Below are 26,753 nucleotides of genomic sequence, written 5' to 3' on the forward strand. Positions count from 1 at the left end.
TGGAGTTTCGGATGAGGAACACGCCGCCGCGAGACCGCCAGAATGTCTTGGACACCTCCGTCGTGATGGAGGATGGAATCGCAGTGGTATCAGTTCGCATGACGGCTCTCCCGGTGAGGTTCGGCTATGCCGGCGGCATGTCTGAAGACGAGTTCTTGAAGGACTTCGGCGTCGGGGTGATCGGCTCGATCGAATTCGGCAACGATTTCTCCTTGGGTCATGACCACGATGCGGTGGGCAAGCCCGATGACTTCCGTCATGTCGGATGACGCCATCAGGATGGCGACGTTGTGCTCCCTCGCGAGATCGGTGATCAGTTGATAGATCTCGCTGCGCGCCCCCACATCCACCCCTCGGGTGGGTTCGTCGAGCAGAAGGACTTTAAGATCACCGGTCAGCCAGCGGCCGATCACGACCTTCTGCTGGTTCCCGCCCGACAGGTGGCCGACTTCCTGTTTGAGGCTCGTACGCTTCAGACGTACGGCATCCATGTTGTGGGTGACGTGTTCGACGATTTCCTTTTTATTGAGCCAGCCGAAACGGGTGAAGCGTCGTAGTCGAGGAAGGATGCCGTTCAGGAGAATGTTCATCGACAGAACGGCTCCGCCGACCTTGCGGTCCTCCGGCACGAGCGCCATCCCGGCTCGGATCGCTGCCGAAGGGTCGTGGCTCCGGATGACGCGCCCGTCGATCGCGCACTGCCCCCCGTATGCGCGCCGGGCACCATACGCCGCCTCCATCAGCTCTGTGCGCCCCGCGCCGAGGAGTCCGGCGAGTGCCACGATCTCGCCCTTGCGAACGGTCAGCGAGACGGCGGGTCCGCCGGGAGTCACGACGAGATCTGAGATCGAGAGGATGGACTCGCCGCCTCCGGGTGATTGGAGCGCCGGGTACAGATCGTCCAGTTCGCGACCGATCATCGATGTGACGATCTGTTCGTCGCTGATTCTCGATATCGCCTCGTCGGAAATGAGCACCCCGTCGCGGAGCACGACCACTCTGGTGGCGACGGCCCTGATCTCAGCCATCTTGTGTGTCGTGTAAACGATCGCGACGCCCTGATCGCGCAGATCGCGGATGATCCGGTAGAGCCGATCGACCTCGTTCTGGGAGATCGCAGATGTCGGCTCGTCGAGCAGGATGACCGACGCACCGATGGAGATGCATTTCACGATCTCGATCAGTTGCTGCATCGCTGTGCTCAGCGTGCGCATCGGAGTGCGGGGGTCGACGTGGAGGTCGAAGGACCGGAGCAATTCCCTGGAATCGCGGATCATTGATTTTCGATCGAGTGCACCGAGCGTGGTGCGAGGCTCGCGACCGAGAAAGATGTTGGCATATACGGGCAGGTCGAGAACCGGTGCGAGTTCCTGCGGAACGATCGCGATGCCGCGCCGCCGCGATTCGCGCACCGAACCGAGGTTGAGCGGCTCGCCCGATACGCCGACCTCTCCGGCGTCGGGGATGACGAGGCCGGCGAGAATCTTCATGAGCGTGGATTTCCCGGCACCGTTCTCCCCGGCGAGAGCGATGACCTCACCGGGCTCGACGTCCAGGTCGATACCCCGGAGCACAGGGTTGTCGCCGTAGCTCTTGACGACGTTCCGCACCGCGATCAGGGGTGAGGTGGTCGCGGCGACGGTTACGGCCTCTTTACCGTGTGTGTGCTCCATCGGACTCTCCTCGTCATCGCGGCGAGCGTTTCGGCGATCCTATAGGATCGATGATTAGCGCATCAAGGGTCGCAGAACGTGGCACAGCGTGTGCGGTCTGCGCCCGCCTACTCGTGGTGGAGATCGACCGGACAGCCCGCCGACAGTGGCAGGGTCACCCGGCCGATGCGGGTGATCGACTCTGGTGGGTGGCCGGGAGAAGCGCGAAGAGGGTCAGCATGCGGGTTCCGTACCGGTGCTGATCGACGGCGAGGACCGCCTGGACCCGAGCTGGCAGACCGACCTGTGAGAGCGCGGCGTCGACGCGCAGGATGCCGTGTCCGTTGAGGTGACGATGTGGCGGTGCGCGCGGCACTCCATCGGCCTCTCCTCGTCCATTGCAGCGATCTTCCCATATCCTATAGGATCGATGATCACGTGCGGGCCTTGCCGGCGCGGCACGGCATCAGAGTCGATCCCGGGGTCCGGTGCAGAGGAGAGGATGCGCTGTGCATTTCCTAGAGCTCCACGAGATTGCGACGCTGATCAGACGAGGGGAAGCAACCTCGTCCGAGGTCACGGAAGCGATGCTGGAGCGCATCGACCGGTATGACGCGCGCCTGTCGAGCTTCAGCGATGTCCTTGCCGATTCGGCCCGCAAGGAGGCGGAGGAGCGCGACTCGCGATACGGCGCCGGCCGGGAACCGGGCGTGCTCCACGGGGTCCCCATCGCCGTGAAAGATCTTTTCGCGGTCACGGGTACGCCCACCACTGCAGGTACTCGAGCATTCGACGATCAAATCGCGGCATTCGATGCGACCGTCGTGCAGCGTTTGAGGTCCGCGGGCGCGGTGATCATCGGCAAGCTGAACATGTCCGAGGGTGCGTTCGCCGCCCATCACCCGCAGCTGGGCACGCCACGAAATCCTTGGGGCGATCACCTCTGGGTGGGCGCGTCATCGAGTGGCAATGCTGCGGCGACCTCGGCCGGGCTCTGCTACGCGAGCATGGGTTCCGATACAGGAGGATCCATCCGTTTTCCGTCCGCCGCGACGGGGCTGAGCGGGCTGAAGCCCACCTGGGGCCGAGTGTCGCGAGCGGGAATGGTCGGGTTCGCGCGAGACCTCGACTGCCCCGGGCCGATGGCGCGAAGCGTACGCGACTGTGCAATCGTGTACGACGCCATATCGGGCCCCGACCCCGATGACCCGGTGACGTTGCGACGTCCCGGGAGCTCATTGACCGAAGCATGCGAGCACGCGGAAGACATCGTCGGCGGCACCCGCATCGGTTTCGATCCGTCCTTCCTGGCTCTTTGCGATGCCGAGACACGTGACGTGATCCTCGCCGCCGCAGCGGTGCTCGAGTCGCTCGGAGCCGAGCTCGTCGAGGTGGCGCTTCCATCTGTGGAGCAGATCGTCGACGATTGGACGCCTGCCTGCGCGGTCGAGGCGGCACTCGTGCATGAAGATGTCTTCCGCCGTTCACCCGAGGTCTACGGACCCCAACTGAGCGCGCTGATCGCTCAGGGGCTCGCGGTTTCCGGAGTCGACTACCAGCGGATTCTCCACAGACGGCAAGATTTCTCGGGACGCGTCCGCGAGACGTTCGCCGACATCGACGCTCTGCTGCTGCAGGTGACCGGCATCGCCGGGCCTACCGCGGAGTACCTGGACGACATCGGAGTCGGTGCTGAGTGGCGTACGCGCATCATGATGGCGACGTGTCCCATCAACTCCGCGGGTCTGCCGGCCATGACCATTCCTGGAGGGGTCACCGGCTCCGGGGCCCCGATCGGATTCCAGATCGTCGGGGCGTCCGATCGTGAGGCGACGATCGTCGCTCTCGCGCAAGCATTCCAGCGGCACACCGACCACCACCGTCGGCATCCGTCCGCCTACGTGTAGCCCGCGGTGACAGCCCGCCGGGTCCTCCCAGCGACCAGAAGAAGGAACCCCGTGATGAACAATCTCCCCAGCGCTCGCACCGCGATCGTCACCGGAGCGGCCTCGGCGCGTGGCATCGGCCGACGCGTCGCGGAACGACTCGCGGAAGACGGATGGAGTATCGGGATCATCGACCTCGACGCGAGCGCCTCCGCGGAGGCCGCGTCCGAGCTCGCCGAGCGCTTCGATGTCCTCGCCTCGGGATGGGGGGCCGACATCTCCGATCCCCATGCGATCTCGCGAGCACTCGACGAGGCTGAGGCCTCCTTGCCGCCGCTGGTGGGGCTCGCGAACATCGCGGGCATCTCATCGCCGACGCCGTACCTCGAGCTGACGCTCGACGAGTGGCGTCGTCAGCTCGACGTGAATCTCACCGGCGTCCATATCGTCACCCAGCGCGCGGCTCGCTCTATGGTGAGGCACGGCATCGGCCGAATCGTCAGCATCTCGTCGATCTCCGCCCAGCGCGGTGGTGGTACGTACAGCAAGACGCCGTATTCGACGGCCAAGGCCGGTCTGATCGGCTTCACCCGATCGGTGGCTCGAGAACTCGGTGAATTCGGAATCACCGCCAACACCGTCTCACCTGGACCGATCGACACGGACATCATGGGCGGACGCCTGACGGAAGAGCGCAAGCAAGGGTTCATCGACGAGCAGATCGTGAAGCGCATCGGAGCACCCGCCGACGTGGCGCATGCAGTGGCCTTCCTAATGTCGGACGGCGCCGGGTTCATCACCGGTCAGAACGTCAATGTGAACGGCGGACAGTACATGAGTTAACGGCGGAGGCCGTCTCGGAGGCTTCGGTCCTCGTCGTCGTTCACAAGGGGATTCGCTCCTTTCCGTGCTCGTACCCCGGACCTGGTGTATCCCGTTCTGGTTCACCCGTGGACTTGGTGATGAGCCGGCGTGAGTGTGCGCCCGGACACGGCGGCGAGTTCGTCGCCTGGCCGTGGCTCTCGGGGGAGGCCGGCCCCACCTCCCCGCCGGACCCCGGATGATCGGCGGCTCGCCCGGCTTCAGATGGATCGCCGAGGGCCGACCCGAGTCGGAGGGCTTCCGCGAGCACGGCCCCCGATGGGCGCCGACGTAGCCGAACTCGTCGGCTTGCCGCGCTGTCGCCCCGCTTTCCGCTGCATCGGCCGGATCTGGCCGCAATCCTTCCCGAAATTTCACGACATACGCAATGCATTTTTATTCATTGCGATTTCCCGATTGATATCGTTACCTGGAGGGGTAGTACCTCGACAGCAGACCGTTTCCACTTTTACAGGAGCGTGTCATGACAGAGGCCGCACCTCGCCTGATGACCTTTCCCACCGCGCGCGAGCGTCCCTTCGATCCGCCGGACGAGCTGGGACGCTGGCAGGAGGAGACGCCCGTCCGCCGGATGACCTATCCGGACGGACATGAGGGCTGGGTGGTCACCGGGTACGCCGAAGCCCGCGCGATCCTCGCCGACCCGCGCTTCTCCACCCGCCCCGAGCTCCTTCACTCCCCGTTCCCGCAGCGTCCGATCCGGCAGGAGGACCTGGACCGGTTGCCGCCGGGCTTCTTCATCCGGATGGATCCCCCCGACCACACCCGGTTCCGCAAGCTGCTCACCGGCCAGTTCACCGTGCGCCGGATGAAGCTGCTGGAGCCCAGGATCGCGGAGATCGTCGCCGACCACCTCGACGCGATGGAGCGCATGGGCCCCCCGGTGGACCTCGTGTCGTCCTTCGCGCTGCCCATCCCCTCCCTGGTCATCTGCGAGCTGCTCGGCGTGCCGTACGGCGACCGCGAGCGGTTCCAGCGAGACTCCGCCACGCTGCTGAACCTGGAGACGCCGGTCGAGGAGTCACGGGCCGCCCTGGACGACCTGTTCGACTATCTGCACGACCTCGTGCTGCGCAAGAAGCGGGAGCCGGAGGACGATCTGCTCAGCGGGCTGATCTCCGCGGATGAGCTGACCGACCGCGAGATCGCGGGCATGGGGCTGCTGCTGCTCATCGCCGGGCACGAGACGACCGCCAACATGCTGGGACTCGGCACGTTCGCGCTGCTGACCACTCCGGCGCAGCTCGCGGTCATGCGTGACGACCCCGACAGCGTCGAGAACGCGGTCGAGGAGCTGATGCGCTATCTCACCGTCATCCACTTCGGCCTCATCCGGGCGGCCCTGGAAGACGTGGAGATCGGCGACCATCTGATCCACGCGGGGGATTCCGTGCTGCTGTCGGTGCCCCTGGCCAACCGCGATCCCGAACGGTTCGCCGACCCCACGGTGCTCGACGTCACCCGATCGGCGCACGGCCATCTCGCGTTCGGCCACGGTGTCCACCAGTGCCTTGGGCAGCAGCTCGCCCGGGCGGAGATGCGCATCGCGTATCCCGCCCTGCTGCGCCGCTTCCCGGGCCTGCGCCTGGCCGTACCACCCGAGGAGGTCCCGATGCGGACCGCCATGGCCATCTACGGCGTGCACCGCCTGCCCGTGGCCTGGTAGGAGGGGGAAATGAAGATCAACGCGGATACCGGGCGGTGTGTCGGCGCCGGGATGTGCGCGCTCACCGTGCCCGGGGTCTTCGACCAGAGCGATGACGACGGCACCGTGGTGCTGCTCGACCCCGAACCGGCCGAGTCGCTGCGCGAGGCGGTCGAGCAGGCCGTACGGCTCTGCCCTTCGGGAGCTCTGTCGATCACTCCGTAGGTTATGCGCTCACCGGGCGGAGGGGGCTGATCGGTTCGGCGAGAGGCAGCTCCCGGGTCGCCCACAGGCGTCGCATGCGGTCGGGATAGTCGGTGACGATGCCGGACGCGCCCATGTCGATGAGCCGGCCGGCCTCCACGGGGTCGTTGACCGTCCACACGACGACGGGGAGGCCCTGAGCGGCCGCGTCCGCCATCAGGGCCGGGTCCACGATCCTGCGGTCGGGAGACAGCGTCGTGGCGCCCACGGCGGCCGCCGCCCCGGTGAGCCCGGCGACCTCGCCGTCGGGGTCGTCGGGGGAGCCGGCCGGGGAGTCTGCGGCGAAATCGGTGAGGTGCAGCCCGTTCATCCAGACCGGGTGCATCGTGCGCCGCTCGACCAGGGCGTATCGCCGTTCGACCAGTGGCCTGGCGGCTTCGAGGATCCGCCAGTCGAAGCTGAGGAGGGCCGCCCGGGACAGCCGGTCGTGCCGTTCCAGCTCCGTGACCACGAGCTCGGTGAACTTGCCGGGGTCGGCCGACAGATCGGGGCGGGTGGGATCGGACTTCAGCTCGACGTGGAGTCGTACGTCGTCCGCGCCCAGCGCCCCGATCAGGCCGAGGACCGCGCCGAGCGTCGGCATCCGGGTGTCCGGCAGCGGCACCTGGGTCATCGCGAACTGGTCGTCCGGCCGCTGCGGCAGCCGTACGCCGACGTCGAGCGTGCGCAGCTGGGGCAGTGTGAGCGAGATGATCGGCTTGCCGACATAGGGGAACATCTCGTCGTGCGGTGCCGCCATGCCGGTGTCCGCGCTGGTCACGGACGAGACGATGAGGTCATGGGTGAGGACGATCTCGCCGTCGGCCGACATGGCGACATCGAACTCCAGTGCGTCCACCCCGAGTTCGAGCGCGTAGGCCAGGCCGGGAAGCGTGTTCTCCGGCCGGAGCCCACGCGCCCCTCTGTGACCATGCAACTCAACTTTTTCAAGCACAAGGGCGTACCCTACTGGGTCGCCGACTCAGTGCCGTGCATTACCGTCCCGTATGGCGTGGCCGCACGGGACTTTACCGGACGGAACGCCATGCATGGGACTCACGCGTACGGGGTTCAACCGTACGTGACCGCCGCGTGGCTCAGCCGATGGCCTCGCATTGAAGGCCAGGCCGACAGGCTCAGACGAGCGGGCGCAGCTGCAGCGTCTGGGTGCGGCCGGGACCGACGCCGATGGCGGAGATCGGGGCGCCGCTCATCTCCTCAAGTGCCCTGACGTACGACTGGGCGGTGGGCGGCAGATCCTCGAAGGTCTTGGCGCCGGTGATGTCCTCCTGCCAGCCGGGCAGCTCCTCGTAGATCGGCTTGGCGTGGTGGAACTCGGTCTGCGTCATCGGGATCTCGTCGTGCCGCACGCCGTCGACGTCATAGGCCACGCAGACCGGGATCCGCTCCAGGCCGGACAGCACGTCGAGCTTCGTGAGGAAGAAGTCGGTGACGCCGTTGATCCGCGTCGCATAGCGCGCGATGACCGCGTCGAACCAGCCGCAGCGGCGGTTGCGCCCGGTGGTGGTGCCGAACTCGCCGCCGGTCTGGCGCAGCCACTCGCCCTGCTCGTCCAGCAGCTCGGTGGGGAACGGCCCGGAGCCGACGCGCGTGGTGTACGCCTTCAGAATGCCGATTATCCTGGTCAGCCGGGTCGGGGGGATGCCCGAGCCGGTGCAGGCGCCACCCGAGGTGGGCGAGCTCGACGTTACGAAGGGATAGGTGCCGTGGTCGATGTCGAGCAGCGTGCCCTGGCCGCCTTCGAGCAGCACGACCTTGTCCTCGTCGAGGGCGCGGTTCAGCACGAGCGAGGTGTCGGTGATGTGCGGGCGCAGCCGCTCGGCGTAGCCGAGGTACTCCGCAAGGATCTTGGCGGGCTCCAGGCCACGGCGATTGTAGATCTTTGTGAGGATCTGGTTCTTCTCGGTGAGCGCGGCCTCGATCTTCTGGCCGAGGATGCCCGGGTCGAGCAGGTCCTGGACGCGGATGCCCATGCGGTAGATCTTGTCGCCGTACGTCGGGCCGATGCCCCGCCCGGTCGTGCCGATCTTGGACTTGCCGAGGTAGCGCTCGGTCACCTTGTCGATGGCCTTGTGGTGGGGCATGATCAGATGGGCGTTGGCCGAGATCAGCAGTCGGTCGCAGGCGATCCCGCGTTCGGCGAGGCCGTCGATCTCGCTGAGCAGCACGCCGGGGTCGATGACGACGCCGTTGCCGATGACCGGCACGACGTCGGGCGACAGCACCCCGGTCGGGAGGAGGTGCAGCGCGTACTTCTGATCTCCGATGACCACGGTGTGGCCCGCGTTGTTCCCTCCCTGGTAGCGCACGACGTAGTCGACGTCGCCGCCCAGCAGGTCGGTGGCCTTCCCCTTGCCCTCGTCGCCCCACTGGGCGCCCACGAGAACGACAGCCGGCATGGTCCCACTCCCGAGCACAAATGGAAAACCCCTGGCGCAAGCGCGGCAGGGGCTCTTGCAACCAGAGACTATCCCAGGCCCCGAGCCCGGCGAGACCTGGGAGATCGGTTGTTATCGCCTGAAATCAGTCAGGGGGCGTGAATGAGGACGTCGGCGGCGGTCGCGCTGCTGTCCCGGAGGAATTGGGCGCAGCGCTCGGCCTCGTCCTTCTCCCCGATCGCCTGGGCCGCCCGCGAAAGCGCGTACAGGCATCGCAGGAACCCCCGGTTGGGCTCGTGCTCCCACGGAATAGGGCCGTGGCCCTTCCATCCGGCGCGCCGGAGCTGGTCGAGCCCCCGGTGGTAACCGGTGCGCGCGAAGGCGTACGACGTCACGGCATGGCCCGCCGCGAAGTAGTCGTCAGCGAGAGTGGCCCAGGCCGCCGCGTAGGCGGGGAAACGCGCGGCGACGTCGGCCGCCTTCGTGCCCGCCTCCAGCATCTCGCGGGCCTCGGAGTGGTCCGGCAGCAGGGTGGGCGGCGGACCGGCAAGGAGGTTCTCGTGCGATTCCATAGTGCACAGTCTCACCTGTGAAACGCCCGGAGGTAATGGCGGGTCCCGGTTGTGTTCGCGGCCTTAACGCGGAAACGGAAGATCGTCGAAAAATCTTCCGTTCCCGCGCTGCAGGCCGACTCGCCTGAGCCCGGCGCCGGCGGATTACTTGAGCTTGGTGCCGGCGGACTTCAGGTGCTGGCAGGCCTCCACGATCCGGGCGGCCATCCCGGCCTCGGCGGACTTGCCGTACGAACGGGGGTCGTACGTCTTCTTGTTGCCGACCTCGCCGTCGACCTTCAGGACGCCGTCGTAGTTCTTGAAGATGTGGTCCACGATCGGCCGGGTGAAGGCGTACTGCGTGTCGGTGTCGATGTTCATCTTGACCACGCCGTAGGAGATCGCCTCGTGGATCTCCTCGAGCAGCGAGCCGGAGCCGCCGTGGAAGACCAGGTCGAACGGCTTGTCCTTGCCGTACTTGGCGCCGACGGCGTCCTGGATCTCCTTGAGCACCGACGGGCGCAGCTTGACGTGACCGGGCTTGTAGACGCCGTGCACGTTGCCGAAGGTCGCGGCCAGCATGTAGCGGCCACGCTCGCCCAGGCCGACGGCCTCGGCCGTGGCGATGGCGTCCTCGGGCGTGGTGTACAGCTTCTCGTTGATCTCACCGACGATGCCGTCCTCCTCACCGCCGACAACGCCGATCTCCATCTCCATGATGATGCGAGCGGCGGCGCACTTCTCGATGAGCTCGGCGGCGATGGAGAGGTTCTCCTCCAGCGGCACGGCGGAGCCGTCCCACATGTGGGACTGGAACAGCGGATCCTGGCCCCGGGAGACCCGCTCGCGCGAGATCTCGATGAGCGGGCGCATGAAGCCGTCCAGCTTGTTCTTCGGGCAGTGGTCGGTGTGCAGGGCCACGGTCACCGGGTACTTGTCGGCGACGACCCGGGCGTACTCGGCCAGCGCCACCGACCCGGTCACCATGTCCTTCACGGTCGTGCCGGAGAGGAACTCGGCGCCACCGGTCGAGACCTGGATGATTCCGTCGCTCTCCGCCTCGGCGAAGCCGCGGAGCGCGGCGTTCAACGTCTGTGACGAGGTCACGTTGATCGCCGGGTAGGCGAAGCCACCCGCCTTGGCCCGATCGAGCATCTCGGCGTAGACCTCTGGGGTCGCGATAGGCATCGGTAGTCATCTCCTCTTGGACGTTAACCCGGCGATGCCCAGTATCCCGAAGGTCACGCCGGAGAGGAAAGCGGCACCGCCGTCGGCCGCCACATGTGGCCGGAGGGTCCGTTTCGGTTAACTCTCGGCTGATGCGCGACGGGTAGGCTCGCCTCGTGGATGTCCTCTTGGATCTTCTTGACCCGAAGTGGTGGCTGGGCATGCTCGGCGCCTTCGCCACGATCGGCGTCATCGCCATCGTGTTCGCGGAGACCGGACTGCTCGTCGGGTTCTTCCTCCCCGGTGACTCGCTGCTGGTCGCCGCAGGGATCTTCAGTGGCGCCGCGGCCGCGCAGAGCCTGGAAATCGAACCGCTCTCGCTGCCCACGCTGCTCGTCTTCACGCCGCTCGCCGCCATCGCGGGAGCGCAACTCGGCCACTATCTCGGCTCGAGATTCGGCCGCAAGATGTTCGACAAACCGGACTCCCGGCTGTTCAAGAAGGAGCACGTCGAGAAGGCGGAGTTCTACTTCGAGAAATTCGGCCCGGCCAAGGCCGTCGTCGTCGCCCGGTTCATGCCGATCGTCCGCACGTTCATGAACCCCGTCGCCGGTGTGCTGGAGATGGACCCCCGCCGCTTCTTCGTCTGGAACGTCGTCGGCGGAGTCGTATGGGTCGAGTCCCTGCTGATGCTCGGCCACTTCCTCGGCACCAAGGTCGAGAACATCGACAAGTACATCCTGCCCGGCGTCTTCGTGATCGTCCTCCTGTCGATCCTCCCGATCGTCCGCGAGGTGCTCAAGAACCGCAAGGCCGCCCGGGTGGAGCCGAAGGGCCGACACCACGCCCGCAAGTGACTCGCCGTTAGAGGGAGCCGTCGCCTACCCTTCCACAATGTGGGACGGCACAGGTCTGACCCGATGGGCTTCGCCAGGCTGGCACTCGTCAGCCTGGCGGCGCTGCTGCTACTCGCGCTGGTCGTGATCGGCGCGCGGGCGCTGCTGTCCGCGCTCGGCTCCGAGGACGTGCCGGAAGCCGCGCCGTCCCCGACGGCGTCCGCCTCGACCCCCGCCACGGCCTCTCCCGCGGAGACCGGACGGCCGCCGGGTGAGCGGGTGCCCACCGTGCGCATCGTCTGCCAGGCCGACCGCTGCCCGGTCTTCGTACGGGTGCCCGGCGGCGACGTGCTCATCGACCGAGACCTGACCCGCGGTGAGCAGACGTCCTATTTCGAACCGGAACTCGACGTGGTCCTGGCCGACGGGAGCGTGGTCCAGGTGTTCGAGAACGGCGAACTCCGCGCCGCCGGCGCGCCCGGCGAACGTGAATCTTTCAGCGTCACGCGAGCCCGAGATCGGTGAGGCTGAAGGCCGAGCGGTACGGCAGGCCGGTCGCGGCGAGGTTCTCGTCGCCGCCGCGGTGCACGATCGTGGCGATGCCCACGACCTCGGCGCCCGCCTCCCGTAGCGCCTCGACCGCGGTCAGCACCGAGCCGCCCGTGGTCGTGGTGTCCTCAACGGCCAGCACCCGCCGCCCGGCGACGTCCGGCCCCTCGATCCTGCGCTGCAGGCCGTGCGCCTTGCCCGCCTTCCGTACGACGAACGCGTTCAGCGCGCGGCCACGGGCCGCCGCCGCGTGCAGCATCGCCGTCGCCACCGGGTCGGCGCCCAGCGTCAGCCCTCCGACGGCCTCGTAGCCGAGGTCCTCGGTGAGGTCCAGCATCACCCGGCCCACCAGTGGGGCGGCCACCGCGTCCAGCGTGATGCGCCGCAGGTCCACGTACCAGTCGGCCTCCTTGCCCGACGAGAGCACGACCCGGCCGTGCACGATTCCCTTGTTCTTGATCTCGTCAAGGAGGCTGTCGCGGTCACTCATGGTGCTCAGCGTACGGCTTCGCGATGACCCGTCGGGCACCTGCCGTTCCGGGTAAAGCGGTCACCCCGGTTTAGCCATGTGGGAGGGTGCGGAATTAATGGCCTTGCAACACTGGGTAATCGCGAGGTCACGATGAGTAGAAAAGCCCGGCAAACCGACATCGAGTTGCTGGAAGCCGTGCGAGGTGGGAGCACCGCGGCGTATGGCGTGCTCTACCAGCGGCACGTGGGAGCGGCCAGGTCACTGGCCCGGCAGCTTGTGCAGGGCACCGATGAGGTCGAGGAGGTCCTGGTCGCGGCCTTCGCCCAGGTCCTGGACCTGATCCGGGGTGGGGCCGGCCCGGTCTGCGCCTTCCGGCCCTACCTGCTGACGGCGGTCCGGCGTTACGTGACCACCGGGGAGGTCGACCTGGCCGACCCCGACCACGTCCACGTGGACCCGGAGCTGGCCGGTCTGGAGCGTTCGGCGATCGCGCGGGCCTACCTCGCGCTGCCCGAGCAGTGGCGGATGGTGCTGTGGCACGTCGAGGTCGAGGGCGCCGGTCCCGCGGAGGTCGCCTCGTTCCTCGCGCTCTCCCGGAAGGGCGCGGCGGCCCTCGTTGCGCAGGCCCGAGAAGGCCTCCGGCAGGCGTACCTCAGGCTCCACGAGGAGACGGGGCCGGACGAGGAGTGCCGCCCGATCCTGCCCAAGATCGTGCAGTACGTCGAGGGCGATCTGCCCAGGCGCGCGGTCGGCGACGTGGACGAGCACATCGCCGGATGCATCGACTGCAGGTCGGTGTTCCTGGAGCTCGCGGACCTGACGCAGGGGCTACGAGTGATCGTCGGTCCGCTCGTGGCGGGGCCGGCCGTCGACGACTACCTCGCGGATCTCGCCGGGGCGGGTGACGCGATGAAGGCCGAGCCACGGGGTGTGCCCGTGCTCTCCCGGGTGCCCACGCCGTGCCGGGCCGTCATCGCGGGTGCGGCCGCCGCCGCACTGGCCCTGAGCCTGTTCCTGCTGGTCTCCGGGCCGACCGTGAAGAGACCCCTGGCCGGCGAGGAGGCGGCGCTGTTCCCGCGCAGCGCCTCCGGCCCGCCCGCCCACCCCCACGCTCCCACCCCCGCAGGCGCGGGATCCGACGCCTCCTCGCCCGCTCCTGATCAGGACCGCTCCCGGGAGGCTCCATCCGAGCGGAGGACGAGTTCGGAGCAGAAGGCGGCCTCCGAGTCAGAGCAGAAGACGGCCTCGGCGCTCTCCACTCCCCGTCCGAGGCCGACGCGGAGCGCCCCGTCGCTGCGGGCGCTCGGCGGGCGCAGCGCGCTGGCCGCCCCGCAGGTCACCCGTGAGCGGGTCAGGCGGCAGGCGTCGCCCTCGGCCAGGACGGATCGGGCGGGCCCCGGCCAGTCGGATCAGGGCCGATTTGATCAGAGTCGGTCTGATCAGGGCCGGACGGGCGTCAGGCGGTCCACTCTGGTCGCGACCATCGACCCGCTCGGCGCGCTCGTCCGCGCCAGGCCCGGGATCGTCGCCCTGCGGCTTCGCAATGCAGGGACGGCGGCGGGGCAGGACGTCACGGCCACGGTACGTCTGCCGCGTGGTGTCATGCTCATGGCCTCCGGCACGGAGGACGGCTGGTCCTGCCGTACGGCCGGGCAGCGGGTGCGGTGCGCTCGCCCGGGACTGGCCGCCGGTGAGAGCAGCACGCTCTTCCTGAGAGTGAACGTGGCGGCCGACGCGCCGACCAGCGGGGGACTCGGGGCGTCGGTGCGGTCCGGCCCGTTGAAGACGGTCGCCGAGTCCGATTCGGACGTACGGGAGGCCGGTGCCGCGGCCCGATTCGCCGCGACCGGCAGGGTGATGACGCGGACCATCGGCAACGCGCTGGTGGGCCCCGCCGGCGGCCGTCCGGACTGCGCGTCCGGCGAGTCCCGCGAGCCGGTCGAGGGGACCGGCGACCCGGGTGCGGCGGTCCCGATCGACCTCGATCACGACTCCACCACGCGCACCTCCAGCTGCGCGCACCTCGACCTGCCCGCCGGAAGCCGGGTGCTCTGGGCCGGCCTCTACTGGTCGGCGGTCGGTCAGGAAACGGCCCGTCCCTTTTCGGGGCGGGAGGTGAAGGTCCGGCCGCCGGGCGCCGAGCGTTATCAGACGGTCAGGGCGGCCGAGGTGACGCATCGGGATCGGCGGCCGGGCTATCAGGCGTTCGCGGACGTCACCGCCATGGTCCGCGGGTCCGGTGGGGGCCGCTGGTGGGTCGCCGACGCCCCGACGGGGCCGGGGGCGGCCAGGCAGGCCGGCTGGAGCCTGGTCGTGGTGGCCGAGGACAGGCGGCAGCCGTACGGCACGGCGGCCGTTCTGGACGCGGCGGCCGGCGGCGGCGAGACGATGACGATCCCGCTCGATGGCCTCACCCCCGGAGGCGCTCCCGCCAGGGTCGATCTCGTGCTGTGGAACGCGACGCGCGGCGGGGGCGGCGTCGTGACGGTGAACGACGGGGCACGGCGTGATGCCGGCCGTCGCGGCAGGAGAACCGGGGCCTCGGCGGTGGCGGTCGACACCTTCCAGACGCTTCTCGGTCGCCGCCCGGTGCTGCGGCTGACGGCCGAACGCGACGGACTCCTGTTCGGAGTCGCCGCCATCACCACCCGTACATGGTCCTAACTGTCAGAGGGAGGGCAGGACCGGGGCAAACTGGTACGGTCTGCGTAAGCACTGTGACGTCAGGGGCGCCGGCCGAATCGCCGGGAATCGCCTCGCGCGATCTACCCGCTTGACTACCCTGATAGGGCCACGCAGGAAGGGCGGTGTCACGTGGATCGGTGCGCGCTGTTCGTTGACGCCGGCTATTTGCTGGCCGACGGCGCGATGGCCGTGCATGGGACCCGCCATCGTGAAGCCGTCGCGTGGGACTATCCCGGTCTGCTGAAGCTCCTGACCGGCCTGTCGCGTGAACGCACGGGTCTGCCGTTGCTGAGATGCTACTGGTACGAGGCGACCGTCGAGGGGCGCCGGACGCCGGAGCACGACGTGCTGGCCGACATCCCGGGCCTCAAGCTGCGGCTCGCCCGCATCAGGCCCGGCCGTCGGGAGGGTGTGGACGCCCAGGCGCATCGTGACCTGATGACGCTCGCCCGCAACAACGCGATCTGCGACGCGGTGGTCGTCAGCGGCGACGAAGATCTGGCGCAGGTGGTCAGCGACGCCCAGGACCTCGGCATCCGGGTGACCGTCATGCAGATCGCCGCCGACAGCGCGTGGGCGGCCTCTCGTACGCTGCGGCAGGAGTGCGACGATCTCATCGAGATCGGCGGCGGCCAGCTCAGGCCGTACGTCACAATGATCACCAACGTGGATCCCGGCGGTCTGCCGAGCGGCAACGGCCAGCACCGCCATCAGCAGTCGGCGAGCAACGGCCAGGCGCACAGCAACGGCGTGGTGCCGCACGTGAACGGGGCATCGGAGGGCGGCCGGTCCTCCGGATCGACGCACGCACGCCCCTCTCAGCCCGCGCTTCCCGCACAGCCGTCGACACCCCCGCAGCTCCCGCCGGCGCCGCCGCCCGGTCCCTCCCAGCCCGCAGCCCCCGCGCAGTCGAGCGGTTCCAGCCAATCGTCCGGGTCGGCCCCATCCGGGTCAGCACACTCGAGTGGTTCCGCACTTCCGTCCGGCTCTGTGCCGCCGTCCGGACCGGCCCACTCCTCCCCGGCACAGTCTTCTCCGGCGCAGCCGTCGTCGGCCCAATCTCCGGCGACACAGTCCCCGGCGACACAGTCCCCGGCACAGTCGCCCCCCGCGCAGAGCTCACCGTCCGGCTATCCGGGGTTCGCCGAGCCGCTGTCGCCGCCGTCCCAGCGGCAACCTCAGCGGGCGCGGCGTCAGCCGCAGTCGACTCCGCCGCCGCAGGCTCCGCCGTCCCACGCTGCGCCGTCTGCTGGTGTGCCGTCCCACGGTGCCTCGTCCCAGGGGGCGCAGCCCCAGACCCCGGCGTCCGCACCGTCGCACCAGTACGGGAGCGGTTCCGGAGGCTACTCGCCCGTGCTGGGGCCGTACACGGGCCCCCATCCCGCCCCCATCCCGTCCACGCCGCCCCAGTCGGGGACCACCAAGACCCTCGCCGAGGCGGTGCAGGCCGCGCACAAGGAGGGGCATGACTTCGGCGACTCGGTGGCGCGCGACGCTCCCGCCCTGTGGCTTGAGGCGGTGCTGGCCCGTAAGCCCCGCATGCCGTCCGACCTCGAGGCGCGTCTGCTGCAGGGGTCGTCGCTGCCGATCGACTTCCTGCTCCACGACGAAGTCCGCCACGCCCTCCGCCGCGGTTTCTGGGATGCCCTGGAACGGGCACGCCACTGATCGATGACGTCGGCGGGTCACTCGGGTGTGCGCCCGTTCCCTTCCCATCCCTTCCCACCGAGCGGAGCGAGGCCAAGGGCGGCGCGCGGAGCGAGGCCAAGGGCGGCGCGCGGAGCGAGGCCAAGGGCGGCGCGCGGAGCGAGGCCAAGGGCAGGGCGGGGGCACGCCACTGACCTGTGCTTCGCCTGCCGCTGGGGGCGGTGTCACTACTGGAGGGCGTCGAAGCCCGCCCGTAGGTGAGAGACACGTTCGCTCAGCTCGTTGATCGCCCCGGTCAACATGCTGTCTCCCGACTTGTCCGCGAGCTCGCGGACCCGCTTGAGTTCGTCTTCGATGGCGACGATCCGGTTGGACAACTCGGCCAGCAGGGACACCTGCCCGACGCCCCCGGCTGACGGGACACCATCCGACACCTCGCCCGCGAGCCGCTCGCGCAGCAGCGCCGACTGCTCGGCGAGCCGCTGATTCATGGTGTAGAGCTGCACGAACACGGCGACCTTGGCGCGCAGAACCCACGGATCGAACGGCTTGGTGAGGTAGTCGACGGCGCCGGCGGCGTACCCCCGGAAGGCGTAATCGGGGGCGCTGTCCACCACGGTCAGGAAGATGATCGGGATGTTGCGGGTCCGCTCCCGCCGCTTGATGTGCGCGGCGGTCTCGAAACCATCCATCCCGGGCATCCGCACGTCGAGGAGGATGAGTGCGAAATCGGACGATAGCAGGGCCTTGAGCGCCTCTTCACCGGATCGGGCCCGTACGGGGACCACGTCCAGTGAGCTGAGGATCGCCTCAAGCGCGATCAGATTCTCTTCGCGGTCGTCGACGAGGAGGACCTTTACGCGTTCAGCCATCGATCACGCCCCTTCGTCGGTGTCACGAGGCTCTGTGCTCGAGGAGGACCGTATCCGTTCCGCCGCGTCGGCGCGTCCGCGCATCAACCAGCCACGGAGTCGTTCCAGGAGCCGGTCGACGTCGACCGGCTTGGGCACGTAGTCGGACGCTCCCGAGGCGATGCTCTTCTCCCGGTCTCCGTGCATCACCTTCGCGGTCAGCGCGATGATCGGGAGGTCGGCGAACTGGGGCATCCGCCGGATCGCCGAGGTGGTGGCCCAGCCGTCCATCTCCGGCATCATGATGTCCATCAGAACGAGCGCGACGTCCTCGTTGCGCTCCAACTGCTCGATGCCCTCGCGGCCGTTCTCGGCGTAGACCACGGTCGTGCCGTGCCGTTCGAGCACGCTGGTGAGTGCGAACACGTTGCGGATGTCGTCGTCCACGATGAGGATCTTGCTGCCGGTGAGTGGGTCGTCACCCTGCCAGTCCTGCCCGTCCATCGAGGGAACGAACTGGGACGTCGGCATGTCCGTGGGCATCGGGAGCTCCGGGCGGATCTCCTCCGCCTCGAGGACGGGCACCGAGATGCGCGGGGCGGCGGTCTTCCCGCCGGTGGTGGCTCCACCGTCGGGCGACGCCAGCGGCCCCGAGTAGAGCATCGGCAGGTAGAGGGTGAACGTGCTGCCCATCCCCGGTGTGCTGTCCACGTGGATCTCCCCGCCGAGCAGGCGGGCGATCTCGCGGCAGATCGACAGGCCGAGGCCGGTGCCGCCGTACTTGCGGCTCGTGGTGCCGTCGGCCTGCCGGAACGCTTCGAAGATGACCTCCAGCTTGTCCGGGGCGATGCCGATGCCGGTGTCCACGACCTTGAACGCGACTACGCCCTCCAGGCCCTGCAGCGTCTCGTCGCTGTACGACACGTGCCGCGGCGCCGGGGTGACCTCCAGCCGCACCTCTCCCTTGGGGGTGAACTTGACGGCGTTGGAGAGCAGGTTGCGCAGCACCTGCTGCAGGCGCTGCTCGTCGGTGTGCAGTTCGTTCGGTACGGCGGGGTCCACCGTGATGGCGAACGACAGCCCCTTGTCCTGGGCGAGGGGCGCGAAGGTGGCCTCCACGTAGTCGACCAGCTTGGCCAGCGAGAGCTGCTGCGGGTCGATGTCCATCCGCCCCGCCTCCACCTTCGACAGGTCGAGGATGTCGTTGATGAGCTGGAGCAGCGCTGAGCCCGCGTCGTGGATGGTCCGGGCGAACTCGACCTGCTGCGCGGTCAGGTTGCCCTCGGTGTTCTCGGCCAGCAGCTTGGCGAGCACGAGCAGGCTGTTCAGCGGGGTACGCAGCTCGTGGGACATGTTGGCGAGGAACTCGGTCTTGTACCGCGAGGAGACGGCGAGCTGTTCGGCCCGCTCCTCGAGCGTCCGCCTGGCCTGCTCGATCTGGAAGTTCTGGATCTCGATGGCCCGGTTCTGCTTGGCCAGCAGCGCCGCCTTGTCCTCCAGCTCGGCGTTGGACCTGCGCAGCTCCTCCTGCTGACGCTGCAGCTCGTCGGAGCGCTCCTGCAGCTCGTGGGCCAGTCGCTGCGACTCCTTGAGCAGGTCCTCGGTGCGGGAGTTGGCCATGATCGTGTTGATCGTGACGCCGATGGTCTCCACGAGCTGGGCGAGGAAGTCGAGGTGAACCTCGCTGAAGTGGGTGAACGAGGCCATCTCCAGCACGCCGAGGACCTGGTTCTCGAACAGGATCGGCAAGACCACGATCTGCGCCGGCTGCGACCTGCTGAGACCGGTCTCGATGGTGATGTTCTCGCCGGGGATGTTCTCCAGGATGATCGGGTGGTCTCCCGTCGCGGCCTGGCCGACGATGCCCTCGCCGAGCGCGAAGCGCTGCCGGGGGCTCGATCCCGGCTGAATGCCGTACCCGGCGATCAGGTTGAGCTGGCCGTCGGTCACCAGGTACGCGGCGCCGTGGCTGGCGGAGACGAGCGGGGTGAGCTCACTCATGATCAGCCTGGCGACCTCGAACAGGTCACGGTGGCCCTGCATGAGCCGGGAGATCCTGGCCAGGTTGGACTTGAGCCAGTCCTGCTCTTCGTTGGCCTTGGTAGTGGCCCGCAGGTTGGCCACCATCGTGTTGATGTTGTCCTTGAGGTCGGCGAGCTCGCCCTCCGCCTCCGCGGTGATCGACTGGGTGAGGTCGCCTCGGGCGACGGCGCTGGTCACCGCGGCGATGGCACGCACCTGTGTGGTGAGGCGGGCGGCCAGCTCGTTCACGCTCTCGGTGAGGCCCTTCCAGATGCCCTCGACGCCCTCGACCTGGGCCTGACCGCCGAGGCGGCCCTCGGAGCCGACCTCCTGGGCGACCCGGGTGACCTCGTCGGCGAACGAGGAGAGCTGGTCGACCATTCTGTTGATCGTGGTCTTCAGCGCGAGGATCTCGCCCTGGGCGTCGACGTCGATCTTGAGGGTGAGGTCGCCCTTCGCGACGGCCGTGGTCACCTCGGCGATGTCGCGCACCTGGTAGGTGAGGTTGTTCGCCATCGAGTTGACGTTGTCGGTGAGGTCTTTCCAGACGCCGGAGACGCCCCGGACGCGGGCCTGGCCGCCGAGGCGGCCTTCGGTGCCGACCTCGCGGGCGACTCGGGTGACCTCGTCGGCGAAGGCGGACAGCTGGTCCACCATCGTGTTCATCGTGTCTTTGAGCTGGAGGATCTCGCCCTGGGCGTCGACGGTGATCTTCTTGGTGAGGTTGCCCTGGGCGACGGCGGTGGAGACGGCCGCGATCTGACGCACCTGTGAGGTGAGGTTGTTCGCCATGAAGTTGACGTTGTCGGTGAGGTCTTTCCAGACGCCGGAGACGCCGCGCACCTGGGCCTGGCCGCCGAGGCGGCCTTCTGTGCCGACCTCGCGGGCGACTCGGGTGACCTCGTCGGCGAACGAGGAGAGCTGGTCGACCATCGTGTTCATGGTGCTCTTCAGCTCCAGGATCTCGCCCTGGGCGTCGACGTCGATCTTCCGGGTCAGGTCGCCGTTGGCGACGGCCGTGGTGACCTGGGCGATGTTACGCACCTGGTAGGTGAGGTTGTTCGCCATCGAGTTGACGTTGTCGGTGAGGTCTTTCCAGACGCCGGAGACGCCGCGCACCTCGGCACGCCCGCCGAGGCGGCCCTCTGTGCCGACCTCGCGGGCGACTCGGGTGACCTCGTCGGCGAAGGCGGACAACTGGTCCACCATCGTGTTCAGGGTCTCCTTGAGCTCCAGGATCTCGCCCTGGGCATCGACCGTGATCTTCTTGGTGAGGTTGCCCTGGGCGACGGCGGTGGAGACGGCCGCGATCTGACGCACCTGTGAGGTCAGGTTGTTCGCCATCGAGTTGACGTTGTCGGTGAGGTCTTTCCAGACGCCGGAGACGCCGCGCACCTGGGCCTGGCCGCCGAGCTGGCCCTCTGTGCCGACCTCGCGGGCGACTCGGGTGACCTCCTCGGCGAACGCCGAAAGCTGGTCCACCATGGTGTTAACGGTGTTCTTCAGCTCCAGCATCTCGCCGACCGCGTCGACCGTGACCTTGCGGCTGAGGTCGCCGTTGGCGACGGCCGTGGTCACCTCGGCGATGTCGCGCACCTGGGCGGAGACGCGGGTGGACATGGTGTTCACCGACTCGGTGAGGTCCCGCCAGCTGCCGGACATGCCCTTCAGATTGGCGCGGCCGCCGAGCTTGCCCTCCGTGCCCAGGTCCTTGGCCACGCGGGTCACCTCGGAGGTGAACAGCGACAGCTGGTCCACCATGCCGTTGATGGCCTTGCCGAGCCGCCGCACCTCCCCGCGCGAGCTGCGGTTCAGGTCGATCTTGCGGGACAGGTCTCCCTTGGCCACCGCGTCGATGACGTCGGCCGCGCCGCTGACGGGGGTGACGAGCGCGTCGATCAGGTCGTTGACCGAGTCCACGCTCTCGGACCACAGTCCCACGCCGGGGCCGGGGCTGAGCCGCTCGTTGAACCGGCCCTCCTTGACCACCTCCCGGCGGACCCTGTTCAGCTCGTTGGCCAGGTGCTCACGCCGGTCGGCCACCTCGTTGAGCAGCAGCCGGATCTCGCTCAGCATCCCGGGTGGGGCGTGCGGCACCCGCCGACGGAAGTTGCCGTCACGCCACATGATGAGCGTTTCCAGGAATGGCCTGAGATCGGACTCGGTGTAGCTCCGCTCCGGCCCGGCCACCTCGACGTTGGCGGACGACATCTAGCCTCCTTCCCCCCGGGGGGGTTTCGCGACCAAGACCATGATGTACGGCGACCAAGACGTCCAGCCATCCAGCCGCGGACTCCATGTCAGTCTGTCACGTTCCGTCGAATGCGACGTCCTCTTGTTTACTCCTAAGAGCGTGAATGTGGTATGCACGATGTCAGTGACAAGCTCTCCTCGTGCCGTCCTGGCCGCCTCCTTCACGCCAGGGGAGACGGCCGTGCCCGATGCCAAGCGGTTCACCCGGGAGGTGATGACCGCGTGGGCCGCCGTGTCCGTGCACGCCGATGCCGAGCGGCTGGCGGCCGAGCTGGTGGAGGATGCCCCGCAAGCGCCGTTCGAGATCGTCTGGATCCATCAGGGCGACAGCGTGCAGATAGAGGTGCGGGAGAAGTCCGAGGAAGCGGAGTTCGGCCCGCCCGCCGGGGCCGCCTCCTGGGGCGTCACGTTCAACTCCTCGCTTCGGACCAGGTGGGCCCGGCTCGAACTGCCGGGCGGTGAGATCCAGCCCCCGGACGAGTGGGTCGCCGAGGCCTCACGCGGGCCGGGCTGGCTGGGCTTTCTCGCCGACGCGAGCGAACTGCTGGCCGGCACGCTGAACCCCGACATGGTCCCGGCGATCATCGCGCAGGTCGTGGTGCCCCGCCTGGCCAGCTGGTGCGCCGTCTACACCGCCGAGCACGCCGCCGGGCCGCTGCGGCTCGCCTATCTGTGGCACGCGGACGAGATGCAGCTCGACGGACTGCGAGAGCGGCTCGCCGATGCCCAGATGCCGTCGGAGGACGGCCCCGTGGTGCTCCACATCGACGGCTGGCAGTCGCTGGCCTTCCCGCTGACCGCCAGGGGACGGCGGCTCGGGGTGATGTGCCTGGGCCGGCACGACCGGTTCCCCGACGAGTCCATGCAGCTCGCCGAGGACCTCAGCCGCCGCGCGGCGCTGGCCATGGACAACGCGCGCCTGTACGCCCAGCAGGCGGCGGCGAACCGGGCGCTGCAGCGAAGCCTGCTGCCGCCTGACGAACCGACGACTCCCGGGCTCGACTTCCACGTCATCTACGAACCCGCCGGCGAGACGAACGAGGTCGGCGGGGACTTCTACGACCTGTTCCCGACGGGCGAGGGAGTCTGGCGGTTCGCCATCGGCGACGTCTGCGGCACCGGTCCGGAAGCGGCGGCCGTCACCGGGCTCGCCCGGCACACGCTGCGGCTGCTCGCCCGCGAGGGGTACGGCGTGGCCGCCGTCGTCGGCCGCCTCAACCACGCCATTCTCGAAGAGGGGGAGCGGGCCCGCTTCCTGACCCTGCTGCACGGGGAGATCACCCGCGTCGACGACGGGCTCGCCGTCACCCTGGTCTCCGCCGGTCACCCCGAGGCGCTGCGGCTGCGGCCGAACGGCGCCGTAGACGTGGTCGGCTCGCCCCAGTCGCTCCTCGGGGTCTTCCCCGAGGCGGAGTTCCGCGCGGAGAGCGCTCACCTGGGCCCCGGCGACGTGCTGCTGGGAGTCACCGACGGGGTTACGGAGCGGCGGTCGGGCACCCGCCTCCTCGACGACGACGGCGGGCTGTCCCGGCTGCTCGCGGAGTGCGTCGACCTGTCGGCCCGGGCGGTCGCCGAGCGGATCCGCCGTGCCGTACAGGACTTCGCATCCGAGCCGATGGCCGATGACCTGGCCATCCTCGTGCTGCGCGCGCCCTGATCGACACGCGGTGCGGACGGCTCACTGAGACGCTGCGGTCAGCAGTTCAGGCAGGCCGGGCCGTACGCTTGCGCGGCTATGACTCTTCTCTCACTCGGCCACGCCGGGCGAGCAGACACCGCACGACCCAGAGCACGCCCTGATGTACGGCGATGCCCACGAAGGCATTGATGGCACCGAACACAGCACCACCCAGGACCACGGTCGGCCATGGAGTCGACGAGGCCACCCCGCTGACGAGCAGGAGGACAGGCCAGACGAGTGCGGCAAGGAGGAGCGTAAGACGCGGCCATCGACCGAGCACGAGGCCGAAGAGAATCATCGTGGGGATCATGGGCCGCTCCCGGTGGACAGTCCCAGCACGACCATCATCATGCCGCTCTCGACGCGAGCGCTAGGCGCGTACGGCCCACTGGGTGATCTGGAAGGACGCGGTCACCTCCACGGGATCGGGGAGGCTGGCGATGCGCTCGGCCAGTTCGCCCGCCCGGGTGTGCCAGGCGCTCGGGCCCATTCCCACCACCGCCGTGACCGCCGGGTGGCGGAGCGTCAACCCGATCTCGATCACCTCCTGTACGGCTCTCGCGAACCTGCCGCCCAGGGTCTCCTCGACGCGGCGATCCTTGTCCTCGTCGACGGAGAGCAGCCCCAGCCGCGCCACGAGGGGACGGAGATGCCCGGTGGTTGGCGTGACGACGATCAGCGTGCCGTGGGGGCGGAGGATCCGGGCGAACTCCGCGGCGTTGCGCGGCGCGAAGACGTTGAGCAGCACGTCCACGCAGCGATCTCGTACGGGCAGGCCCCGCCACACGTCCGCCGCCACCGCGCCGATCCGGGGATGGGCGCGCGCCGCCCGCTTCAGGGCATGCTTGGACACGTCGAGGGCGATGCCCACGGCCCCGGCATCCGCCGTCTCTTCACCCAGGACCCCCGCCAGGTAGTGGCCGGTCCCGGCGCCCGCGTCCGCCACAACCTCGGCGTCCGCGGTCAGCTCGGCGAGACGGCGGGCGAGCGGAGCGTAGTGGCCCGTCGCCAGGAACTCCGCCCGGGCGGCGACCATCGCGGGCGTGTCGGCCGTGCCCGGCGCCGCGGCTCCGGTCAGCATGTTGACGTATCCCTGCCGTGCCACGTCGAAGCTGTGCCCTCGCTCACAGCGGACCGCACCCCCGGTCAGGAATGGGACGGCCCCGCACACCGGGCAGATCAGGTAGTCGATGACATCCGCAAGCACCTGTCCATCATCTCCCCACCCAGCAATACCAGCAGCTCCTTGATGGAACGGGCGACGTGGCCTACAAGCCCGACCACCGGTGTGTCGCCGGGGCTGATGCGCATTAGCAACTCGGCGGGCTTCTGGTGGGATTTGCGGCCGCGATGGTCTCCGCGACGACCTCGCTGTAGTCAGCGGACCGTAACCTTCGGGGCTACTCGCACCCCCCGTTCGGCTTGGAGCCTAAAAGAGACTCACAAACGCGCGAATAGATTGAATGCCCATCACCAGGGCAAAGCTGAGCACGGCACTGCCGAAGCAGAAATAAAGCGCCCATTTTGGAATAAGTGGTGCCCCGAACGCCTTCGTCGCAATCCACCGCAAAATGAGTAAGATGAGAGTAAGGATCGCAGCAATTGCGACCGTCGTTTGCAACGCTGAAATAATCCACCCTAATATTGGTGGATTAATTTCCTCGGCCGATTCCATGGCCGCCCTCCTCTCGCGACGTGGAGTGGCCATTTTATCACTCATGGCCACTCCACGCCAGCATAAGATCGAGCGGGTTAGGGGGTGATGTTATGGCACTGTCTCACGCGCTCCTTGTTGAGGACGTAGAGGATGGCGCATGCCGTACCAGACTTCATCTGGAAGCTTTGGCGGCGGCGCCGATCGGGTAGCCAGTTGCAGGAATTTTGGGTGGTGCCGGCGCTGGTCTGGTAATTTTTTCCGTTGATATCGTAATACTTGAAGTCGATGCGCCAGTTGCAGAACTGACCGCTGTAATAGCCGGGGCCGACCCGGTCGATGCTTGCATAGTCGTCGGTGCCGATTAGCCCGCTACCGTAGATGCAGTGAGTGAAGAAGACCCCGGTGGGGATGTTGAACGTAAGGCCTTGCCACGTGTAGGAAAACGTCGCGACTGGTTCTGTCCCGCAAGCTGTGAGGGGCCTGGGGGGCGACGTGCCCTCCGAACTCGGGGACGGCTCTTGTGTAGAGGCGAGAGGGCCGCTAGTTGGCACAGCGTTTGCCGCACTGCCGAAACCCGCGGCCGCTGCCGCGATGCCAGTGGCAAGGGCGACGAGAATGCGTTGTAGGCGCATGTTGTAGTAGACTCCTTTGTGCATCGACAAGGTGCACGCCACGGGCGGGGGCCTGCCAGCATTCCCGTTCGTGGCTAACCTTACTGTGACGTCTAAATTTTCTCGCTCACACTCCGTCTCTGCGTTTGCACCCTGCCTGAGGCTCATTTCTCAAGCTTGAGCAGGTCGTCGCCGCCATGAGGTTGACTGCGGACTTTACTTAAATGAAGGTACATGACTCACATGCGGCAATCAACGTGCCATTTCTGCCGTTATCGTTTTGAGACAATCGATGGGGTTGGGTGGCCGGTGGCCTTCTGTCTTCTGGAAAGACATATTCCGGAATTGGCTGATAGCAGTTCGTCATATTTTGCAATCTGTGGACCGTGTGGAATGCGGCGGGGAATGTAGCTGAGGAGACCTGTCTGCTCTAGTACGACAGCCGTACTTTGAGATCTGGCTCTCCGCCTCTATGAGCGCCTGATAGCGGTGCGACCTGCGGTTATGCTGCGGCGAGGCGTTTGCGGTAGTGGTACCAGCGGGCGCGGGCCTGGTGGCGGCGTCGCCACTCGCTCCAGCGAAGTTCGAACTCGCGTCGCAGGGCGGCCATCCGTGGTGTCACGACGGTGCTGACCTGGGTGAACACGGTGAGCAGGCGGCGGATCTCGGGCACGGTCAGCGCGATGATCCCGTAGTCGTCGGGCGGGGCGTCCTGGCTGGTACGTGGCACGACGGGGGCGGGGTGGCGGCGTCGCTCGACCGCGACGACGACGGCCAGGACCGCGAGCGCGGCCATCGCCAAGATGACGTGCCGCCGCTAGGAGCGGTACCGGCGGACCTGGGTGTGGTCGAGGCCGACCTGCCCCTTGGACTGCTGGAAATCCTCCTCCACCGCCCATCTGACACCCGCGATCTTCACCAGGACGGGCAGGGCCAACGTGCGGCCCTCGGGCACGTGACAGTAGAAGAACGCCAGCTCAGACGGGGGTAGTGATGGACCGGCGGATCAACAGCACGTGCCGTGGGCTGGCGATGGCGACCATGGCCCAGTCATACGGACGGGG

The 26,753-nt window shown here is 68.0% G+C and carries 22 protein-coding genes; 9 read left to right on the top strand and 13 right to left on the bottom strand.

The window, feature by feature from the left end:
* Nucleotides 1-89: 89 nt before the first annotated feature.
* Nucleotides 90-1,673 carry a sugar ABC transporter ATP-binding protein gene (locus tag AP234_RS19060; protein ID WP_055481013.1) on the bottom strand — a complete coding sequence of 528 codons (1,584 nt, stop codon included), beginning with the start codon at nucleotides 1,671-1,673 and terminating at the stop codon, nucleotides 90-92.
* A 488-nt stretch (nucleotides 1,674-2,161) separates the two neighbouring features.
* On the opposite strand from AP234_RS19060, the gene AP234_RS19065 reads away from it, so the two are divergent.
* From AP234_RS19065 to AP234_RS19080, 4 genes are all read left to right on the top strand, one after another.
* Nucleotides 2,162-3,559 carry an amidase gene (locus AP234_RS19065; RefSeq protein ID WP_063842985.1) on the top strand — a complete coding sequence of 466 codons (1,398 nt, stop codon included), beginning with the start codon at nucleotides 2,162-2,164 and terminating at the stop codon, nucleotides 3,557-3,559.
* Nucleotides 3,560-3,613: 54 nt separating this feature from the next.
* Nucleotides 3,614-4,381, top strand: a complete 768-nt coding sequence (locus tag AP234_RS19070) for an SDR family oxidoreductase (RefSeq protein WP_055481015.1) — start codon at nucleotides 3,614-3,616, stop codon at nucleotides 4,379-4,381.
* 502 nt (nucleotides 4,382-4,883) lie between these two features.
* On the top strand, nucleotides 4,884-6,086 hold the full coding sequence (locus tag AP234_RS19075; RefSeq protein ID WP_055481016.1) for a cytochrome P450: 1,203 nt from the start codon (nucleotides 4,884-4,886) through the stop codon (nucleotides 6,084-6,086).
* 9 nt (nucleotides 6,087-6,095) lie between these two features.
* Complete coding sequence (locus tag AP234_RS19080; protein ID WP_055481017.1) at nucleotides 6,096-6,290, top strand: (4Fe-4S)-binding protein; 195 nt, start codon at nucleotides 6,096-6,098, stop codon at nucleotides 6,288-6,290.
* Between the two features lies 1 nt (nucleotide 6,291).
* Here the strand turns inward: AP234_RS19080 and AP234_RS19085 are convergent, their stop codons facing one another.
* The 4 genes from AP234_RS19085 to fbaA form a co-directional block, all read right to left on the bottom strand.
* Nucleotides 6,292-7,263, bottom strand: a complete 972-nt coding sequence (locus AP234_RS19085) for a glycerophosphodiester phosphodiesterase family protein (protein WP_055481018.1) — start codon at nucleotides 7,261-7,263, stop codon at nucleotides 6,292-6,294.
* Between the two features lie 181 nt (nucleotides 7,264-7,444).
* Nucleotides 7,445-8,728 carry an adenylosuccinate synthase gene (locus AP234_RS19090; protein WP_055481019.1) on the bottom strand — a complete coding sequence of 428 codons (1,284 nt, stop codon included), beginning with the start codon at nucleotides 8,726-8,728 and terminating at the stop codon, nucleotides 7,445-7,447.
* 128 nt (nucleotides 8,729-8,856) lie between these two features.
* Nucleotides 8,857-9,279, bottom strand: a complete 423-nt coding sequence (locus AP234_RS19095) for a DUF3151 domain-containing protein (protein WP_055481020.1) — start codon at nucleotides 9,277-9,279, stop codon at nucleotides 8,857-8,859.
* 144 nt (nucleotides 9,280-9,423) lie between these two features.
* Nucleotides 9,424-10,446: a class II fructose-bisphosphate aldolase gene (gene fbaA / locus AP234_RS19100; protein ID WP_055481021.1), complete on the bottom strand. Its 1,023-nt coding sequence runs from the start codon at nucleotides 10,444-10,446 to the stop codon at nucleotides 9,424-9,426.
* Between the two features lie 167 nt (nucleotides 10,447-10,613).
* Between fbaA and AP234_RS19105 the strand changes: the two genes are divergently transcribed.
* Together AP234_RS19105 and AP234_RS19110 are read left to right on the top strand one after the other, a co-directional pair.
* The gene (locus AP234_RS19105) at nucleotides 10,614-11,282 is read left to right on the top strand and encodes a VTT domain-containing protein (RefSeq protein WP_235558246.1); all 669 of its coding nucleotides are present in this window, start codon (nucleotides 10,614-10,616) and stop codon (nucleotides 11,280-11,282) included.
* Nucleotides 11,283-11,321: 39 nt separating this feature from the next.
* Nucleotides 11,322-11,786, top strand: coding sequence for a hypothetical protein (locus AP234_RS19110; protein WP_152990500.1), 465 nt, complete (start codon nucleotides 11,322-11,324; stop codon nucleotides 11,784-11,786).
* Here the strand turns inward: AP234_RS19110 and pyrE are convergent.
* On the bottom strand, nucleotides 11,764-12,300 hold the full coding sequence (pyrE, locus tag AP234_RS19115) for an orotate phosphoribosyltransferase (RefSeq protein ID WP_055481024.1): 537 nt from the start codon (nucleotides 12,298-12,300) through the stop codon (nucleotides 11,764-11,766). The two genes, AP234_RS19110 and pyrE, sit on opposite strands and share 23 nt — an antisense overlap.
* A 132-nt stretch (nucleotides 12,301-12,432) precedes the next feature.
* Here pyrE and AP234_RS19120 point away from each other — a divergent pair, with 132 nt between their 5' ends.
* Together AP234_RS19120 and AP234_RS19125 are read left to right on the top strand one after the other, a co-directional pair.
* Nucleotides 12,433-14,946, top strand: coding sequence for a sigma-70 family RNA polymerase sigma factor (locus AP234_RS19120; RefSeq protein ID WP_152990501.1), 2,514 nt, complete (start codon nucleotides 12,433-12,435; stop codon nucleotides 14,944-14,946).
* A 150-nt stretch (nucleotides 14,947-15,096) separates the two neighbouring features.
* Complete coding sequence (locus AP234_RS19125) at nucleotides 15,097-16,635, top strand: NYN domain-containing protein (protein WP_055481026.1); 1,539 nt, start codon at nucleotides 15,097-15,099, stop codon at nucleotides 16,633-16,635.
* A gap of 206 nt (nucleotides 16,636-16,841) precedes the next feature.
* On the opposite strand, the gene AP234_RS19130 is transcribed toward AP234_RS19125, so the two are convergent.
* Nucleotides 16,842-17,486, bottom strand: a complete 645-nt coding sequence (locus AP234_RS19130; RefSeq protein ID WP_055481027.1) for a response regulator — start codon at nucleotides 17,484-17,486, stop codon at nucleotides 16,842-16,844.
* A gap of 3 nt (nucleotides 17,487-17,489) precedes the next feature.
* Nucleotides 17,490-21,698 (bottom strand): HAMP domain-containing protein, encoded by a 4,209-nt coding sequence (locus AP234_RS19135; protein WP_055481028.1) that lies wholly within the window; start codon nucleotides 21,696-21,698, stop codon nucleotides 17,490-17,492.
* 160 nt (nucleotides 21,699-21,858) lie between these two features.
* Between AP234_RS19135 and AP234_RS19140 the strand changes: the two genes are divergently transcribed.
* Nucleotides 21,859-23,397 carry a GAF domain-containing SpoIIE family protein phosphatase gene (locus AP234_RS19140; protein ID WP_083502233.1) on the top strand — a complete coding sequence of 513 codons (1,539 nt, stop codon included), beginning with the start codon at nucleotides 21,859-21,861 and terminating at the stop codon, nucleotides 23,395-23,397.
* Between the two features lie 394 nt (nucleotides 23,398-23,791).
* Here the strand turns inward: AP234_RS19140 and AP234_RS19150 are convergent, their stop codons facing one another.
* From AP234_RS19150 to AP234_RS37335, 5 genes are all read right to left on the bottom strand, one after another.
* A complete protein-coding gene (locus AP234_RS19150) occupies nucleotides 23,792-24,628 on the bottom strand; it encodes a putative RNA methyltransferase (RefSeq protein ID WP_055481031.1) in 837 nt (278 codons plus the stop codon).
* 222 nt (nucleotides 24,629-24,850) lie between these two features.
* On the bottom strand, nucleotides 24,851-25,141 hold the full coding sequence (locus tag AP234_RS36390) for a hypothetical protein (protein WP_152990502.1): 291 nt from the start codon (nucleotides 25,139-25,141) through the stop codon (nucleotides 24,851-24,853).
* A gap of 32 nt (nucleotides 25,142-25,173) precedes the next feature.
* Nucleotides 25,174-25,710 (bottom strand): hypothetical protein, encoded by a 537-nt coding sequence (locus AP234_RS36395; RefSeq protein ID WP_152990503.1) that lies wholly within the window; start codon nucleotides 25,708-25,710, stop codon nucleotides 25,174-25,176.
* A 481-nt stretch (nucleotides 25,711-26,191) separates the two neighbouring features.
* A complete protein-coding gene (locus AP234_RS19155) occupies nucleotides 26,192-26,485 on the bottom strand; it encodes a hypothetical protein (RefSeq protein WP_055481032.1) in 294 nt (97 codons plus the stop codon).
* 21 nt (nucleotides 26,486-26,506) lie between these two features.
* Nucleotides 26,507-26,644 carry a hypothetical protein gene (locus AP234_RS37335; RefSeq protein WP_160330470.1) on the bottom strand — a complete coding sequence of 46 codons (138 nt, stop codon included), beginning with the start codon at nucleotides 26,642-26,644 and terminating at the stop codon, nucleotides 26,507-26,509.
* Nucleotides 26,645-26,753: the final 109 nt, after the last annotated feature.

The organism is Sphaerimonospora mesophila (genome assembly GCF_001417795.1).
In the GTDB taxonomy this organism is placed as follows: Bacteria; Actinomycetota; Actinomycetes; order Streptosporangiales; family Streptosporangiaceae; genus Sphaerimonospora; species Sphaerimonospora mesophila.

Excerpts from the sequence above, each read along its gene's own strand:
- AP234_RS19060 (WP_055481013.1), bottom strand. The coding sequence starts at position 1,673 with ATGGAGCACACACACGGTAAAGAGGCCGTAACCGTCGCCGCGACCACC.
- AP234_RS19070 (WP_055481015.1), top strand. The coding sequence starts at position 3,614 with ATGAACAATCTCCCCAGCGCTCGCACCGCGATCGTCACCGGAGCGGCC.
- AP234_RS19075 (WP_055481016.1), top strand. The coding sequence starts at position 4,884 with ATGACAGAGGCCGCACCTCGCCTGATGACCTTTCCCACCGCGCGCGAG.
- AP234_RS19080 (WP_055481017.1), top strand. The coding sequence starts at position 6,096 with ATGAAGATCAACGCGGATACCGGGCGGTGTGTCGGCGCCGGGATGTGC.
- AP234_RS19090 (WP_055481019.1), bottom strand. The coding sequence starts at position 8,728 with ATGCCGGCTGTCGTTCTCGTGGGCGCCCAGTGGGGCGACGAGGGCAAG.
- AP234_RS19095 (WP_055481020.1), bottom strand. The coding sequence starts at position 9,279 with ATGGAATCGCACGAGAACCTCCTTGCCGGTCCGCCGCCCACCCTGCTG.
- fbaA (WP_055481021.1), bottom strand. The coding sequence starts at position 10,446 with ATGCCTATCGCGACCCCAGAGGTCTACGCCGAGATGCTCGATCGGGCC.
- pyrE (WP_055481024.1), bottom strand. The coding sequence starts at position 12,300 with ATGAGTGACCGCGACAGCCTCCTTGACGAGATCAAGAACAAGGGAATC.
- AP234_RS19120 (WP_152990501.1), top strand. The coding sequence starts at position 12,433 with ATGAGTAGAAAAGCCCGGCAAACCGACATCGAGTTGCTGGAAGCCGTG.
- AP234_RS19130 (WP_055481027.1), bottom strand. The coding sequence starts at position 17,486 with ATGGCTGAACGCGTAAAGGTCCTCCTCGTCGACGACCGCGAAGAGAAT.
- AP234_RS19135 (WP_055481028.1), bottom strand. The coding sequence starts at position 21,698 with ATGTCGTCCGCCAACGTCGAGGTGGCCGGGCCGGAGCGGAGCTACACC.
- AP234_RS19140 (WP_083502233.1), top strand. The coding sequence starts at position 21,859 with ATGTCAGTGACAAGCTCTCCTCGTGCCGTCCTGGCCGCCTCCTTCACG.
- AP234_RS36390 (WP_152990502.1), bottom strand. The coding sequence starts at position 25,141 with ATGAGTGATAAAATGGCCACTCCACGTCGCGAGAGGAGGGCGGCCATG.
- AP234_RS36395 (WP_152990503.1), bottom strand. The coding sequence starts at position 25,710 with ATGCGCCTACAACGCATTCTCGTCGCCCTTGCCACTGGCATCGCGGCA.
- AP234_RS19155 (WP_055481032.1), bottom strand. The coding sequence starts at position 26,485 with ATGGCCGCGCTCGCGGTCCTGGCCGTCGTCGTCGCGGTCGAGCGACGC.